The 13,255-nt window shown below is 68.1% G+C and carries 13 protein-coding genes and 1 pseudogene; 8 read left to right on the top strand and 6 right to left on the bottom strand.

Annotation, left to right across the window (positions count from 1 at the left end; genetic code table 11):
* Positions 1-624: 624 nt before the first annotated feature.
* Both ABFT43_RS11275 and ABFT43_RS11270 read left to right on the top strand, forming a co-directional pair.
* Positions 625-1,032: pseudogene (locus tag ABFT43_RS11275) on the top strand (IS30 family transposase); the annotation flags it as partial.
* Positions 1,033-1,334: 302 nt separating this feature from the next.
* Positions 1,335-2,003, top strand: coding sequence for a hypothetical protein (locus ABFT43_RS11270; RefSeq protein ID WP_347960438.1), 669 nt, complete (start codon positions 1,335-1,337; stop codon positions 2,001-2,003).
* A gap of 268 nt (positions 2,004-2,271) precedes the next feature.
* Here ABFT43_RS11270 and ABFT43_RS11265 read toward each other — a convergent pair whose 3' ends face one another.
* From ABFT43_RS11265 to ABFT43_RS11250, 4 genes are read right to left on the bottom strand one after another with little or no spacing between them, the layout of a single operon-like run.
* Entirely contained in the window at positions 2,272-3,255 is a 984-nt protein-coding gene (locus ABFT43_RS11265) for a glycine betaine ABC transporter substrate-binding protein (RefSeq protein ID WP_347960437.1), read from the bottom strand.
* A complete protein-coding gene (locus ABFT43_RS11260) occupies positions 3,252-4,073 on the bottom strand; it encodes an ABC transporter permease (RefSeq protein ID WP_347960436.1) in 822 nt (273 codons plus the stop codon). Before ABFT43_RS11260 ends, ABFT43_RS11265 begins: the two co-directional genes overlap by 4 nt.
* Positions 4,070-5,362 carry an ABC transporter ATP-binding protein gene (locus tag ABFT43_RS11255; RefSeq protein ID WP_347960435.1) on the bottom strand — a complete coding sequence of 431 codons (1,293 nt, stop codon included), beginning with the start codon at positions 5,360-5,362 and terminating at the stop codon, positions 4,070-4,072. Before ABFT43_RS11255 ends, ABFT43_RS11260 begins: the two co-directional genes overlap by 4 nt.
* On the bottom strand, positions 5,359-6,003 hold the full coding sequence (locus ABFT43_RS11250; RefSeq protein ID WP_347960434.1) for an ABC transporter permease: 645 nt from the start codon (positions 6,001-6,003) through the stop codon (positions 5,359-5,361). Before ABFT43_RS11250 ends, ABFT43_RS11255 begins: the two co-directional genes overlap by 4 nt.
* A gap of 199 nt (positions 6,004-6,202) precedes the next feature.
* Here ABFT43_RS11250 and ABFT43_RS11245 point away from each other — a divergent pair, with 199 nt between their 5' ends.
* Together ABFT43_RS11245 and ABFT43_RS11240 are read left to right on the top strand one after the other, a co-directional pair.
* The gene (locus ABFT43_RS11245) at positions 6,203-6,874 is read left to right on the top strand and encodes a vitamin K epoxide reductase family protein (protein ID WP_347960433.1); all 672 of its coding nucleotides are present in this window, start codon (positions 6,203-6,205) and stop codon (positions 6,872-6,874) included.
* A gap of 44 nt (positions 6,875-6,918) precedes the next feature.
* A complete protein-coding gene (locus ABFT43_RS11240; protein ID WP_347960432.1) occupies positions 6,919-7,626 on the top strand; it encodes a TetR/AcrR family transcriptional regulator in 708 nt (235 codons plus the stop codon).
* Between the two features lie 10 nt (positions 7,627-7,636).
* Here ABFT43_RS11240 and ABFT43_RS11235 read toward each other — a convergent pair whose 3' ends face one another.
* Positions 7,637-8,425 carry a dioxygenase family protein gene (locus ABFT43_RS11235; protein WP_347960431.1) on the bottom strand — a complete coding sequence of 263 codons (789 nt, stop codon included), beginning with the start codon at positions 8,423-8,425 and terminating at the stop codon, positions 7,637-7,639.
* Between the two features lie 167 nt (positions 8,426-8,592).
* On the opposite strand from ABFT43_RS11235, the gene ABFT43_RS11230 reads away from it, so the two are divergent.
* The gene (locus ABFT43_RS11230) at positions 8,593-10,179 is read left to right on the top strand and encodes a cation:proton antiporter family protein (RefSeq protein ID WP_347960430.1); all 1,587 of its coding nucleotides are present in this window, start codon (positions 8,593-8,595) and stop codon (positions 10,177-10,179) included.
* 12 nt (positions 10,180-10,191) lie between these two features.
* Here ABFT43_RS11230 and ABFT43_RS11225 read toward each other — a convergent pair whose 3' ends face one another.
* The gene (locus tag ABFT43_RS11225) at positions 10,192-10,740 is read right to left on the bottom strand and encodes a GNAT family N-acetyltransferase (protein ID WP_347960429.1); all 549 of its coding nucleotides are present in this window, start codon (positions 10,738-10,740) and stop codon (positions 10,192-10,194) included.
* Positions 10,741-10,813: 73 nt separating this feature from the next.
* Between ABFT43_RS11225 and ABFT43_RS11220 the strand changes: the two genes are divergently transcribed.
* From ABFT43_RS11220 to ABFT43_RS11210, 3 genes are all read left to right on the top strand, one after another.
* Entirely contained in the window at positions 10,814-11,356 is a 543-nt protein-coding gene (locus ABFT43_RS11220) for a hypothetical protein (RefSeq protein ID WP_347960428.1), read from the top strand.
* An 80-nt stretch (positions 11,357-11,436) separates the two neighbouring features.
* Positions 11,437-11,979, top strand: a complete 543-nt coding sequence (locus ABFT43_RS11215) for a copper chaperone PCu(A)C (protein ID WP_347960427.1) — start codon at positions 11,437-11,439, stop codon at positions 11,977-11,979.
* Positions 11,972-13,228, top strand: a complete 1,257-nt coding sequence (locus ABFT43_RS11210) for a Dyp-type peroxidase (RefSeq protein ID WP_347960426.1) — start codon at positions 11,972-11,974, stop codon at positions 13,226-13,228. Before ABFT43_RS11215 ends, ABFT43_RS11210 begins: the two co-directional genes overlap by 8 nt.
* The last annotated feature ends 27 nt before the right edge of the window (positions 13,229-13,255 follow it).

The following is a 13,255-nucleotide window of genomic DNA, read 5'->3' as shown; positions in this document are numbered from 1 at the left end:
TCCTCGAGGATTCTGTGGAAGGTTGACTCGAAGGATCACGCGGTGGCCGCTCTGCATCCGTTAACGACACGACGTCGATAACGAACTCGGCCACCGAGTTACACCACTCTATGGGGCACTACTGGACCGGCCATGACTGGATGCATGAGGCCGGGCGGGCGTTGCCGTCCGGGCGTGGTCAGGGTCGACCGAAGTCGGCGCAGGCCCGTGAGGAGTTCCGGGCGGGTCTGCGCCGTGGGTTGACGAGACATGCGGCCGAGTTGTCGGCTCGTGTCGGTCAAGACCGGTCAGAACTGGTTCGCGCAGGCTTGGTGGGGTGCGTCCGGTCACCCACAACCCGCAGCCAGAAGCCGTGATCGACCCCGGTCGGGGTCGGCTGTCGTGGACTGATCGATGTCGCATCGACCAGTTGGTAACCGCTCATTACACTCCTGCGCAGATCGCCGGGCTGATGGGGCGGGCGGGCTCGACGGTCACCCGAGAACTTGCTCGCGGTTTGCCCGATAGTGGGTCGGGCCGGTATCGGGCGGTGGTGGCCGAAAACCGGGTCGACGCGGCCCGGCGACGCCCCAATCAGCGCAAACCGGTGCCCGGCAGTCGCCTCTACTGCACCACCGGGTTCGTATGGTGCTGCACCTGTGTGACAACCACACCGCCGATGCCGTGGCCGCTGCGATGACCGAGGCGATCCCTCAGATCCCAGAGATCCTGCGGCGGTCATTGACCTGGGACCAGGGCAAAGAGATGGCGTTGCACACCAAGATCACCGAGGCCATCGGACTGCCCATCTACTTCGCCGACACCCACAGCCCCTGGCAGCGCGGCACCAACGAGAACACCAACGGCATACTGCGCCAGTACTTCCCCAAAGGCACCGACCTGTCGTTCCACGGGCCAGGCATCCTGGGCAACGTCGCCGCCGAACTCATCGCCCGACCCCGCAAACGCCACGGCTGGCGATGCCCCGCCCACAAACTCGACGAACCACTACGCTCAACACCAACCGACCCCGCTGTTGCAGCGACCGGTTGAATCCACCACAAGACGGGCTTTGACAAGACCCAGCGTGCGGTTTTGCCGTCGACACCCCCAACGCCCGGTCCAGATCGATGTACCGGCGTGTCCGACGGACTCGACGTGGAGCGCGTCAATGCCTCTGACTTCGGAGGCGCGACGGCTATTGCCAAACTGGCTCTTTCTGATCGACGGTGCACGCGGGCTTCGGAGAAGGGGGCTTGCCCGGCGAATGTCGAGCAAACCGGGATGTTCGAGATTATCCTGCACTCTCGAAAGAGTCCGAGACCTGCCTGCGTCGCCGATTCGGGGAGGACGACATGATCAGAATCGCCAAGCGTGCGCTCGTGGCGGCAGTCGCCGTCCTGACCCAGCTGGTGGTGTTCGCGCCACCGGCCTCCGCGGCGGAGGTGACCTGGAAAGGCGTCACCTGGGACGGCTCGGCGAGACTCGACGGCAAGAGGCTCGTGGTCGACGCCGGAACGGCCCATTACGGGCCGCCGGTCGAGTCGCGTCGTCGGGGTACTGCGTTCCAGGCAACCTACATCGACCACGGATCGGGTCATCCGAAGCCCAGCGTCTACGTCATCAAGAAAGAAACGGAGACTCCCTTCGCGGTCGCGTGGTTCGGGGTGGCGACCAATCCGCGTCCGGCGGACGCCACCCATCCCGAGCCCTGGGACGACTACATCGCGCAGCGCTACACCGCGAACATCAACGACATTCCCTACGTGGGTGTGGGCCGCAGACCCGGGGTCCACACGGTGCGGATCGGTCTGCGCGACGACGGCAAGGTCGACTACTGGCTGGATGGTTGCGTGACGAAGACCTTCGACGACTTCGGTCTGGCGTACCTGGGCGACATCTATCTGGAGGCCCGCAACGGGAGCGTCACGTTCACCGATTTCAAGATGATTCCCTTCTATCGCACCCCGACGGACGCTCAGAACTGCCGTACCGGTGACGCCTGGGGCTCCCTGGCACTCTGATAAGGCCGTCCTCTCCTCGTCGCCACGAGCGATGGCGGCCGATGAGATCGTGGCCTCCCGGACCGGCCGACAGGCGGGCATCCCCCGGCCCCCGCCGCAGGCGGGGGATCGATGTCGCCCGCGATCTCGATCCGTGGCGGCGACCCCAGTCGATGTCGCCGCTCCGGGGTGATGTCGCCGGCGACATGAGTTCGATTGCGGGGTGGGGCGTGTCGGGCATCAGCACTTCCGCGCCAGTCGCCTCGCTCCGCGTCCCTCGGCGCCACGTCTACGCGATGAATCCCTCTGCCTTGAGCCAGTCGTACGCCACGTCGGCCGGGTCCTGGCCGTCGATGTCGACGCGGCCGTTCAGTTCCTGCATCAGTTCGTCGGTGAGCTTCGCCGACACCGGCGCCAGGAGTTCTGCGATCTCCGGGGACTTCTCGTTCAGGCTCGAACTGATGACGGCACATCCGCTGTAGGGCAGGAAGAACTTCCGGTCGTCCTCCAGCACGACGAGATCAAGGTTCTTGATACGCCCATCGGTGGAGTAGACCATCCCGAAGTTGCACGGGGCGCTTCGAGCAGTCGACGTGTAGACGACACCGGAATCCATCGTCGTCACATTGCCCTTGGGCACACCGTTGGGATCGCCCAGCGGGATCCCGTACGCCTTGAGCATCGGGACCATCCCGTCTGCGCGACTGAGGAATTCGTCGTTGATGCAGAACGTGCGCTCGGAGACCGGCAGTTTCGCGATGTCCGACATCGTCGTCACCCCGAGTCGCTTCGCGGTCGGCGTCGACGCGGCGAAGGCGTAGGTGTTGTTGAACGAGGCCGGTGGCAACCATTCGACGCCGTTCGCGCGATCGGCGTCGCGGACGCGCTCCCACAGTTCGTTCGGGTCGGAGATGGTGTCGGTCTCACCGAGATACGTCTGCCACGCGGTTCCCGTGTACTCCCAGAGGATGTCTGCGTCGCCGTTGAGTTGCGCCTGCCTCGACGACATCGACCCGGGCGCGTTGGTGAGGTCCTCGACGGCCGCGCCCGCTGCGGCCAGATAGGTCGCGGTGATCTTGCCGAGAAGCACCGACTCGGTGAAGTTCTTCGACGTCACGCGGATCTTGGTGCCCTCCAACGGTGTCGAGCCGTCCGGGAGGAAGGCCTCCCGGAACGTGCCCGAGGAACTGACCAACCCGCACGCCGCCACCAGCACCGCCAGCAACGTCGACAGCGCCAGCGTCGCGGTGACCCGCCCGCGGCCCGCGATCATGCGACACCTCGCGGGGTGGCGGCCAGCTCGACGAGGCGGCCCAGCCAGTCGATCGTCATCGCCAGCAGTGCGACGAGGACCGCGCCGGCGACGAGCAGTTTCGGCAGGAACAGGGTGATGCCGGTGGTGATCAGCGTGCCGAGGCTCGTGGCCCCGATGAAGGTGCTCAGCGTCGCGGTGCCGACGAGGATGACCAGCGCGGTGCGCACGCCGTTCAGGATGACGGGCACCGCCAGCGGCAGCTCGACCTGGACGAGCGTTCGGAAACCGGAGAATCCGATGCCGCGCGCGGCCTCGACCGTGCGCTGGTCCACCTGCCGGAGCCCGACGATCGTGTTCTGCAGGATCGGCAGCACCGCGTAGACGACCAGACCCACCACCGCCGTGTTGAATCCGGTGCCGAGCCAGAAGGTGAACAGCACCAACAGGCCGATCGCCGGCGCGGCCTGCCCGATGTTGGCGATGTTCACCGCGATGGGGTTCAGCCACCGCAACGCCGGCCGGGTGAGCGCGATGCCGAGGGGGATCGCGATGCACACGACGATCACCGTCGCGACGAGCGTCAACTGGATGTGCTCGAGAATCGTCGTCCGCAACGCCGGCCACGACATCGACGCGCTCTCGGTCGCGGTGAATGTCGTGCTCTGATACCAGATCACGAATCCGACCCCGACGACGATGATGACGAGCGGTTCGAACCAGACGTCGATGGGCAGTTTCGCGAACCAACGTCGGAACCCGCGACGTGCCGGTGCGGTCGCGGCGGTCTCCCCGGTGCCGGCGCGGGTGTTGTCGGTGTCTGCGGGGACGGCGGTCATGGCGTCTCCGTCTCGTCGGCGGCCACGGTCGGGGTCTCCTCCGGCGCCGTGCCCTCGGTGTGCTCGACGTATCCGACGTGATCGTCGTCGCGAACGTCGGCGAGCTGACCGCGGATCTTGTCCATCACCGACGCGATGGTCAGCGCACCGACGACCGCGCCGTGTCCGTCGGTGACGAGCACACCGCCCTGGCTGGTGGCGAGCATCGAGTCCAGGGCATCGTTCAAGGTCGACGACTGTGCGACGACCGGAAGACGCGGGTCGAGGTAGTCCGACACCTCGGGTTTGGTCCCGACCTCCCCGATCGTGGGCCAGGCGCGCGGGCGTCCGTGGTCGTCGACGACCACCAGCCAGTCCTCGCCGGCGGCGCGGGTGCGGCTGATGACCTCGCCGGATGCCTCACCCACCCGGGCGGTCACGACCGGCTTGACCTCGACATCGCGGACGCGGGTGAGGGTCAGGTGCGCGAGCGTCGCACCGGATCCGACGAACTCCTCGACGAACGGCGTCGCCGGGTTGGCGAGGATCTCCTCCGGCGGCGCGTACTGCTCGACGTGGCCGCCCTGGGACAGGATCAGAACCTTGTCGCCGAGCTTGGTCGCCTCCTCGAAGTCGTGGGTGACGATCACGATCGTCTTGCCCAGTTCCTGCTGGATCGCGATCAGCTTGTCCTGCAGGCGGGCTCGCGTGATGGGGTCGACCGCGCCGAACGGCTCGTCCATCAGCAGCACCGGAGGATCGGCGGCGAGTGCCCGGGCGACGCCGACGCGCTGTTGCTGACCGCCGGACATGTCCTTGGGCAATCGGTCGGCGAACACCGCCGGGTCGAGTCCCACCAGATCGAGCAGGTACTCGGTGCGTTCGGCGATCCGCTTCTTGTCCCACTTCAGCATTCGCGGGATCGCACCGATGTTCTTGCGCACCGACCAGTGCGGGAACAGGCCACCGGACTGGATGACGTAGCCGATCGACTGGCGGAGTCTGTCCGGATTCTCCGCGGTGACGTCGCGTCCGCCGATGTAGATGCGGCCCTCGGTGGGTTCGATGAGCCGGTTGATCATCTTGAGCGTGGTGGTCTTTCCGCATCCCGACGGTCCTACGAAGGCGACGACGTCGCCCGCCTCGATCTCGAGATCGAGGCGCTCCACGGCCGGTTGTTGCTGGCCGCGATAGCGTTTGACCACGCCGTCGAGTCGGATGGACTCACCGGTGACCACACGGTCGCCGCGTCGCGAGGGGGTCGGGGAGGGCGTCGTCCTCGACGTGGAGGAGGTGGTGGAGTCGGTCATGAGAGTCCCTTGGAAATCGTGAGCCGGCCGAGCAGTACCAGGAGGGCGTCGAAGACGAGCGCGATGATGACGATGAGAATGGTTCCGGTGAGCGCGGATTCGAGGGCGTTGGCGCCACCGAGCCGGGCGAGGCCGTTGAAGATCAGCGAGCCCAGACCCGGTCCGAGGACGTAGGCGACGATCGCCGCGACACCGACGATCATCTGCGTCGACACCCGTATCCCGGTGAGGATCACGGGCCACGCGATCGGCAACTCGACGGTGAGCAGGATGCGCCAGCGCGGAAGTCCGATTCCGCGTGCGGATTCCACCACCGCGGGCGGCACCGACCGCAGGCCGACGACGGCGTTGCCGATCACCGGCAGCATCGCGAAGAACGCGAGCATCAGGAACGACGGTGTGACACCGAGTCCGAACGGCACGATCAACAACGCCAGCAACGCCAGCGACGGGATCGTCAGTGCCACACGACTCGACGTCAGCGTCAGCGCACTGGCCAGCGGAAGCCGGTACACCAGCGCCGCGACGGCGATGGCGACGAGCGTGCCGACCAGCACGGTCTGAAACGACAGAGAGGCGTGCTGGTACGTCAAGAACGTGAGGGAACGAGCGTTGTCCCCGATGTAGTCCCACAGCTGCACGATTCGTGTCCCATCCCCAGGTGGTGAAACCGACATTACGCACCGGTGGGTGGATGCGGTGACATTTCGGGGCCGTCGTGTGGCATTTCGCGCATGGTGAGCCGATGGTCGCCGCGTCGGGGACCCCACGCGGTGAGTCGGCACGAATCCGCGCTCATCGGCAGTCGGCGAGCGGCCGCAACGGTGTCATCCTGGATGGGTGAGTGACAGCGTTGCGACCGACACCGATGCCGAATTCGAGCCCGGCCCGGACACCGACCCCGATGAGCGGGCACTCCTCGCCGAGGCCGTCCGCTCCTGGACGCGGATCGTCGCCTGGGTGCTGACCGTCGGCGGCGCGATCGCATTCATCGCGTCGTTCACGCTCACCGTCGAGAAGATCGAGCTCATCGAGAACCCCGATTACATCCCGTCGTGCAACTTCAGTCCGGTGCTGAGCTGCGGATCGGTGATGGCGACGCCGCAGGCCGGTGTGTTCGGGTTCCCCAACCCGCTGCTCGGCATCGCCGGATTCGCGGTCGTGATCACCACCGGCGTCGCGCTGTTGGCCGGCGCCCGGCTGGCCGGCTGGTATTGGGCGGGCCTGCAGGTCGGCGTCACCGCCGCGATGGCGTTCGTCTGCTGGCTCATCTACACGAGCCTGTACACGATCGGCGCCCTGTGCCCGTACTGCATGGTCGTGTGGTCGATGACGCTGCCGATCTTCGTGTTCGTGAGCGTCCGCAATCTCCACGCGAGCGGGCTCACCTCACGGTCCGGCGTCGCGCTCGCGGTCGCCCGCGGTCACGCCCTCGTCCTGGTCGGCTTCGTCGCGGTGGTCATCGCGCTCATCGCGGTGCGGTTCTGGGACTACTGGTCGAGCCTGTACTGACCTTTCATTCGTGGAACACCCTTCCCTCGTCCTAGGCTGGACGCATGACGATCGGACGTCCTACCGAGGGATCGGCCGAGGTGCAGCGTGCGCCCCGGGCACGGATGACCGGTGCCCAGCGGCGGCTGCAGCTGATCGAGGTGGCGCGCGGGCTCTTCGCGGAGCGCGGCTTCGAGGGCACCTCGATCGAGGAGATCGCCCAGCGCGCCGGGGTCTCCAAGCCGATCGTCTACGAGCACTTCGGCGGCAAGGAAGGGCTCTACGCGGTCGTCGTCGACCGCGAGATGGAGACCCTTCTCGAGATGATCACCGCCTCGCTCACCAGGAACCGGTCGCTGTACCGCATCCAGCAGGTCGCGCTGGCGTTGCTGACCTACATGGAGGAGCGCACCGACGGCTTCCGCATCCTGGTGCGCGGCGACAGCACGGCGTCCACCGGGGAGAACGCCACCTACTCGAGTCTCCTCAACGACGCCGTCAGCCAGGTCGAGCACATTCTCGCCGGCGACTTCGAACGTCGCGGGTTCGACCCGGCCCTCGCGCCGCTGTACGCGCAGGCGCTGGTCGGCATGGTGTCGGTGACCGCGCAGTGGTGGCTCGACGTCCGCGAGCCGTCGAAGGAGGTCGTGGCCGCCCACCTGGTCAACCTGTGCTGGAACGGCCTGACCCGCCTCGATCCCGACCCGAGACTCGTCGGTCCCGACTATGTGGAACCGGTGGAGCGGACGACGGCCGACGACGCCGAGCGCTGACTCCCGAGCGCTAGGCGAGCATCAGGCTCCGCTTGGACAAACCCATCCAGAACCCGTCGATGACCTGGTCGGGGCGCTGCTCGACGTCGTCGGACGCACCGAGTGCGACGAACAGTGGCGCGAAGTGCTCGACCGTGGGATGCGCGAACGGCATGCCGGGCGCGGTCTCGCGGAACCTGACGAGCGATTCCACGTCTCCGGCCTCGAGTCGCTCGCGGGCCCAGGCGTCGAACTCGGCCGACCAGCTCGGGGGAACGGCCTCCGGACGCCAGTCACGCAGGAACGGCAGTCCATGGGTGGTGAAGCCGGAGCCGATGATCAGCACGCCCTCGTCGCGCAGCGGACGCAGCCGCCGCCCGAGCTCGAGCAACCGCTCGGGATCGAGGGTGGGCAGCGAGATCTGCAGTACCGGGACGTCGGCCTCTGGGTACATGACCGTCATCGGGACGTAGGCGCCGTGATCGAGGCGGCGACTCGGGTCGTGGGCGATCGGCTCGCCGTCGGGCATCATCGCCGCGACCCGGTCCGCCAGCTCCGGCGCGCCGGGTGACGGATACCGCACCCGGTAGTACTTCTCGGGGAAGCCGCCGAAGTCGTAGGTCAGCGGGGTGCGGGAGTCGGTGGACCCGATCGTCAGGGGAGCTGCTTCCCAGTGCGCCGAGACGATGAGGATCGCGGTCGGCTTCGTCAGGTCGGCCGCGAGCGTCTCGAGTTGACCAACCCACGTCGGATCGTCGACGAGGGGCGGCGCCCCGTGGGAGAGGAACAGCGCGGGCAGGCGCAACGGAGAGCAGGGCATGCCCCATTCTAACCGGACTGCAGTCCGGTTAACTTCCGCTGTCTCGCAGATCGGGGACGAGCCGATCGCGAACGTGGCGTCGGAACACGGCCGGCGTCCCGCGCCCGATACCGTGCGAGAAACACCTGGCCGGTCGCGCCGCGGCCGTGAGCGGAGGGACCCGGTCCGTGGAGACGATCGCCATCTACCTCGTCGTCATCTTCGGCTGCGGATTCCTCGCGCGCCTGATCAGGTTGCCGACCCTCGTCGGGTATCTCGCGGCGGGGTTCATCCTGCACGCGCCGGGCATCGAGGACCTGCCGATCATCGATGCCTTCGCGGAACTGGGTGTGACCATCCTGTTGTTCACGATCGGTCTCAAGCTCGACGTCCGGATGTTGTTCCGGCGCGAGGTGTTCCTCACCACAGCCGTGAACCTTCTGGTGATCATGGGACTCACCACCGGCTTCCTCGGTCTCCTCGCGACGATCGGCGTCGGGGCACTGGCAGGGGAGGGCTGGAAGACGTTGGCGCTCCTGGGGTTCGCGCTGTCGTTCTCCAGCACGGTGTTCGTCGTGCAGGTGCTCGACGAACGGTCCGAATCGCACTCGCTCTACGGCCGCATCGCGATCGGCATCCTGGTGCTGCAGGACGTCGTCGCCGTCGCGTTCCTGACGGCGATGCGCGGGGAGCCGCCCAGCCTGTGGGCGTTCTCCTTGCTCCTGCTGGTACCGGGTGCCTGGGTCGTCCGGAAGCTGTGGAATCGCCTGGGCCACGGCGAGCTCCAGGTGCTCTTCGGCGTGACGATGGCATTCGTGCCGGGCTACTGGCTGTTCGAGACGGTGGGCATCAAGGGCGATTTCGGATCGATGATCGTCGGCGTCCTGCTCGCGTCCCACCCGCGCGCCGCGGAGCTGTCGCGCACCCTGTTCGGTCTGCGTGAGCTGTTGCTCGTCGGGTTCTTCGTGTCGATCGGCCTGCACGTCACCCCGACCCTCGAGACCGTCGTCATCGGCCTGGTCCTCGTGGTCCTGCTCCCGATCGAGGCCGCGCTGTTCACCTTCGTGCTGGCGATGTTCGGGTTGCGCCGCCGTACCTCCATCCTCGCAGGCCTGGCACTGGCGAACTTCTCCGAGTTCGGCCTGATCGTCATCGACACCGGCGTCGACGCCGATCTCGTCGGCGAGGACTGGCTGGTCGTCATCTCGGTGGCGGTCGCGGCGAGCTTCGTGGTCTCCACGCTCGTCAACCGCCGCGGTTCTCGGTGGGTGTCGCGGTTGTCGTCGTTCGTTCCGACCACCGCCGCGACCCGTGCCCATCCCGACGACGCCCCGATCGACCTCACGGGCGCCCGTGCCGTCGTCCTCGGACTCGGTCGCGTGGGCAGTTCGGCGTATCTGCGTCTGGAGGACGAGTACGGCCTGGAGGTCATCGGCGTGGAGAACGACCCGCTCAAGGTCGCCGACCTGCGGGACCGCGGCCTGGACGTTCTCGAGGCCGACGCGACCGAGACCGACTTCTGGGACCGCTGCGTCGGCGTCGAAGAGGCCGAGCTCGTGGTACTCGCCATGCCCTTCCACGGGTCGAACCTCATCGCGATCGAGAGGCTCGAAAACCACGGGTTCGGCGGGTCGGTGGCCGTCGTCGCCCAATACGACGACGAACGCGAGGAACTGCTGAAACGCGGTGCCGACGTGGCCTTCCACATCTACGAGGGCACCGGTGTCGGCCTGGCCGACGCCGCGGCGGAGGCCGCGGGACTCGACCGAGCCTAGGGCGCCGAGTGCTCAGGCGCTCCCGGCCCAGAGGTCCTTCTGCATGTAGACGCAGTCGATCCACTGGTCGGCCTTCAAGCCGATCGACCGCAGCCGTCCGACCTCGGCGAACCCGAAGCGTTGGTGCAGGGCGATCGAGCCCTCGCCGCCCGTGGCCGCGATGACCGCCACGACCTGCCGGACGTTCTCGCGGTCGGCACGGTCGAGCATGCCCGCCATCAGCGCCGAGCCGACGCCGCGGCCGCCGTAGCCGGGCCGCACGTAGATCGAGTCCTCGGTGGACCAGTCGTAGGCCGGCATCCCGCGAAAGGCATTCAGGTACGCGTAGCCGACGACGTGTTCGCCGCTCTCCACCGGCAGCGTGGCCACCACGAAGGGGCGGTTCGCATCCCGGATCGTCCGGTATTTCACCAGCCACGCGGTATGGGAGGGCGCCACATAGTCGAAGGTGGCGACGGTGTTCTCCACGTAGTGCCGGTAGATGTCGGCGACACCGGACAGGTCGGCCTCGGTGGCGTCGCGAACGGTCACCTGCACATCGTCTGTCGGGGCTCCCTGCATTCTGACGACGATACGGTGTGCGACCGGCCACCTCGGTACTACCGGGAGTAGTAGCCGGGGGTAGGCTGGGGGCATGCCTGCGGCATCCCGATCGGCCGAACGACTTGTGCGCGTGCACTGGTCGGCCGTTGCCGCCATGATCTCGGGCTCGATGAGCGTCGGCGCGCACGCGCTCGCCGGTGGCGGTCTGCCGACCACCTCGCACATCGTCTTGCTCGTCGCGATCAGCGCCGGGCTCGGCTGGGCGTGCAGCGCGCTCACCGGGATGCGCCACCGCTCGGCCGAGATCGTCTCCGTCGGCGCGGCACTGGGCATCGCGCAGGTGATCGGTCATCTCGCGATGCGCTCGGGCGGTCACCACGGTCCGACCTCGCTGATGCCCGACCCCGGCATGCTCGCCTTCCACGCCGGGGCGCTGCTGGTCTCGGCGGTGCTGTTCGTCGGCGCCCGGGAATGCGCACGCCGGATCGGCTCGCGCATCCTCTCCTCGACCACCACCAGGCCGCTGCTCGTCGTCGGCGACACACTCGTGGCCGTTGGCGCAGTTCTCCTGCTGCGCAGCCGGTTCCATCTCTCGGGTACCGGGACGCGAGGGCCGCCGGCCATCCCGGCCTGAACCCTCCCATTCCCCTGATCCCCGCCGTCGCCGCTTGGGCGCCGGCGGCGATCACGCTTACCCGAAAAGGCGAAACATCCATGTTTGCAAGTAGTTCCACCATGCGCCGGGCGCGTCGCCCACTGGTGATGCTGGCCGTCCTCGCGCTGCCGCTGTCCGTCGCGACCGCGTGTGGCTCCGACGACGAACCGAAGACCCAGGCCGAGTCGGTGACCATCGGCGACCAGTGGGTCAAGGCGTCCGACAAGGGCATGACCGGTGCGTTCGGGAAGTTGACCAACACCTCCGACGAAGAGGTGACCCTCACCGGGGGTGACTCCGACGTCGCCGGCCGCGTCGAGGTGCACGAGATGGCGCCGAACGCCGACGGCAGCATGTCGATGCGCCAGGTCGACGGTGGACTGACGATCGCCGGCGGCCAGACGCTCACGCTCGAACCCGGTGGAAACCACATCATGCTGATGGACCTGAAGGGGCCGATCAAGGCGGGCGAGACCGTCACCATCACCCTCCGTTTCGGTGACGGATCGCAGCGCGACCTCGTCGCCGACGCCCGCGACTTCCGTGGGGCCAACGAGGAATACGCACCCGGCCACGGTTCCGGCGACGCCAGCGATGGCTGAGACCCGCAGCCACCGGGGCCCCGGACCACGGGGGCGGGGCCCGGCCCTCTCGCGACGCAGCCTGATCACAGGTGTCGCGGGGGCGGCCGGCCTCGGCGTCGGCGCCACGGCGCTCGCGGCGCGGTCCGCGGACGGCGGCGGGGTGAGTGTGCACGGCGGCGACGTGATCGAGTTCCACGGCGAGCACCAGGCCGGGGTCACCACCCCGCCCACGGCGCACGTCAACTACGTGGGACTCGACCTCTCGGCCGACCCGGAGGGGCGGGCGCGGGAGGCGCTCGCCGGGATCCTCCGCGTCTGGACCGAGGACGCCGGCCGGCTCACGAGGGGTGCCCCGGCACTGGCCGACAGCGAACCGGAACTCGCCCGGGTGCCGGCCCGGCTCACCGTCACGGTGGGCCTGGGGCCCGGCGCCTTCACGGCCACCGGGCTCGGCGACCGACGACCCCGGTGGCTGCACCCTCTTCCCGCGTATCCGATCGACCGTCTCGACCAGCGGCGCTGGGGGCAGACCGACCTGCTGCTGCAGATCTGTTCCGACGATCCGGTCACCGTCGCGCACGCCACCCGCGTGTTGACGGCCAACGTCGCCGGACGGGTCCGGTTGCGGTGGGTGCAGCGCGGATTCCGCAACGCGCGCGGCAGCCAGGGCGAGAAGGTGACGATGCGCAACCTGATGGGACAGGTCGATGGGACCGTGAACCTCGGACCCGCCGACTTCGACACCCTCGTCTGGGACGACGGCCGGCAACAGCCGTGGTTCGCCGGCGGGACGTCGATGGTGCTGCGGCGGATCGCCATGGACCTCGACGGCTGGCAGGAGGTCGACCCGCACAGTCAGGAGCTGTCGGTGGGACGTCGGCTGTCCGACGGTGCGCCGCTCAGCGGAGGTGGCGAACACGACGACCCCGACTTCGACAAGCTCGTCGACGGGCTGCCGGCCATCCCGGCGTCGTCGCACATCGCCCGCGCCCGTCACCGGACGCCGGCCGAGCGGTTCCTGCGTCGCGGCTACAACTACGACGACCCGCCGGAACCGGACGCCGACGGCGTACTGCCGACATCGAACAGCGGACTGCTGTTCGCCGCCTACCAGCGGGATGTCGACACCCAATTCGCGCCCGTGCAGGCGCGGTTGGCCGAGCACGACGCCCTGAATCAGTGGACGACCCCCATCGGCTCGGCGGTGTACGCGATCCTGCCCGGAGCGCGACGCGGCCACGTACTGGGCGAGAGCCTGCTGGCGTGAACGACCGGCGTGCGGGGGCGCGGGGCG

This window comes from Gordonia aurantiaca (assembly GCF_039939235.1).
Classification (GTDB): Bacteria; Actinomycetota; Actinomycetes; order Mycobacteriales; family Mycobacteriaceae; genus Gordonia.
Note: the sequence above shows the minus strand (reverse complement) of the source record. Positions and strands in the feature narration are given on the sequence as shown.

Bases quoted from the DNA above. Each gene is read 5' to 3' on its own strand.
- ABFT43_RS11270 (WP_347960438.1), top strand. From the start codon at position 1,335: ATGATCAGAATCGCCAAGCGTGCGCTCGTGGCGGCAGTCGCCGTCCTG.
- ABFT43_RS11265 (WP_347960437.1), bottom strand. From the start codon at position 3,255: ATGATCGCGGGCCGCGGGCGGGTCACCGCGACGCTGGCGCTGTCGACG.
- ABFT43_RS11260 (WP_347960436.1), bottom strand. From the start codon at position 4,073: ATGACCGCCGTCCCCGCAGACACCGACAACACCCGCGCCGGCACCGGG.
- ABFT43_RS11255 (WP_347960435.1), bottom strand. From the start codon at position 5,362: ATGACCGACTCCACCACCTCCTCCACGTCGAGGACGACGCCCTCCCCG.
- ABFT43_RS11240 (WP_347960432.1), top strand. From the start codon at position 6,919: ATGACGATCGGACGTCCTACCGAGGGATCGGCCGAGGTGCAGCGTGCG.
- ABFT43_RS11235 (WP_347960431.1), bottom strand. From the start codon at position 8,425: ATGCCCTGCTCTCCGTTGCGCCTGCCCGCGCTGTTCCTCTCCCACGGG.
- ABFT43_RS11225 (WP_347960429.1), bottom strand. From the start codon at position 10,740: ATGCAGGGAGCCCCGACAGACGATGTGCAGGTGACCGTTCGCGACGCC.
- ABFT43_RS11220 (WP_347960428.1), top strand. From the start codon at position 10,814: ATGCCTGCGGCATCCCGATCGGCCGAACGACTTGTGCGCGTGCACTGG.
- ABFT43_RS11215 (WP_347960427.1), top strand. From the start codon at position 11,437: ATGTTTGCAAGTAGTTCCACCATGCGCCGGGCGCGTCGCCCACTGGTG.
- ABFT43_RS11210 (WP_347960426.1), top strand. From the start codon at position 11,972: ATGGCTGAGACCCGCAGCCACCGGGGCCCCGGACCACGGGGGCGGGGC.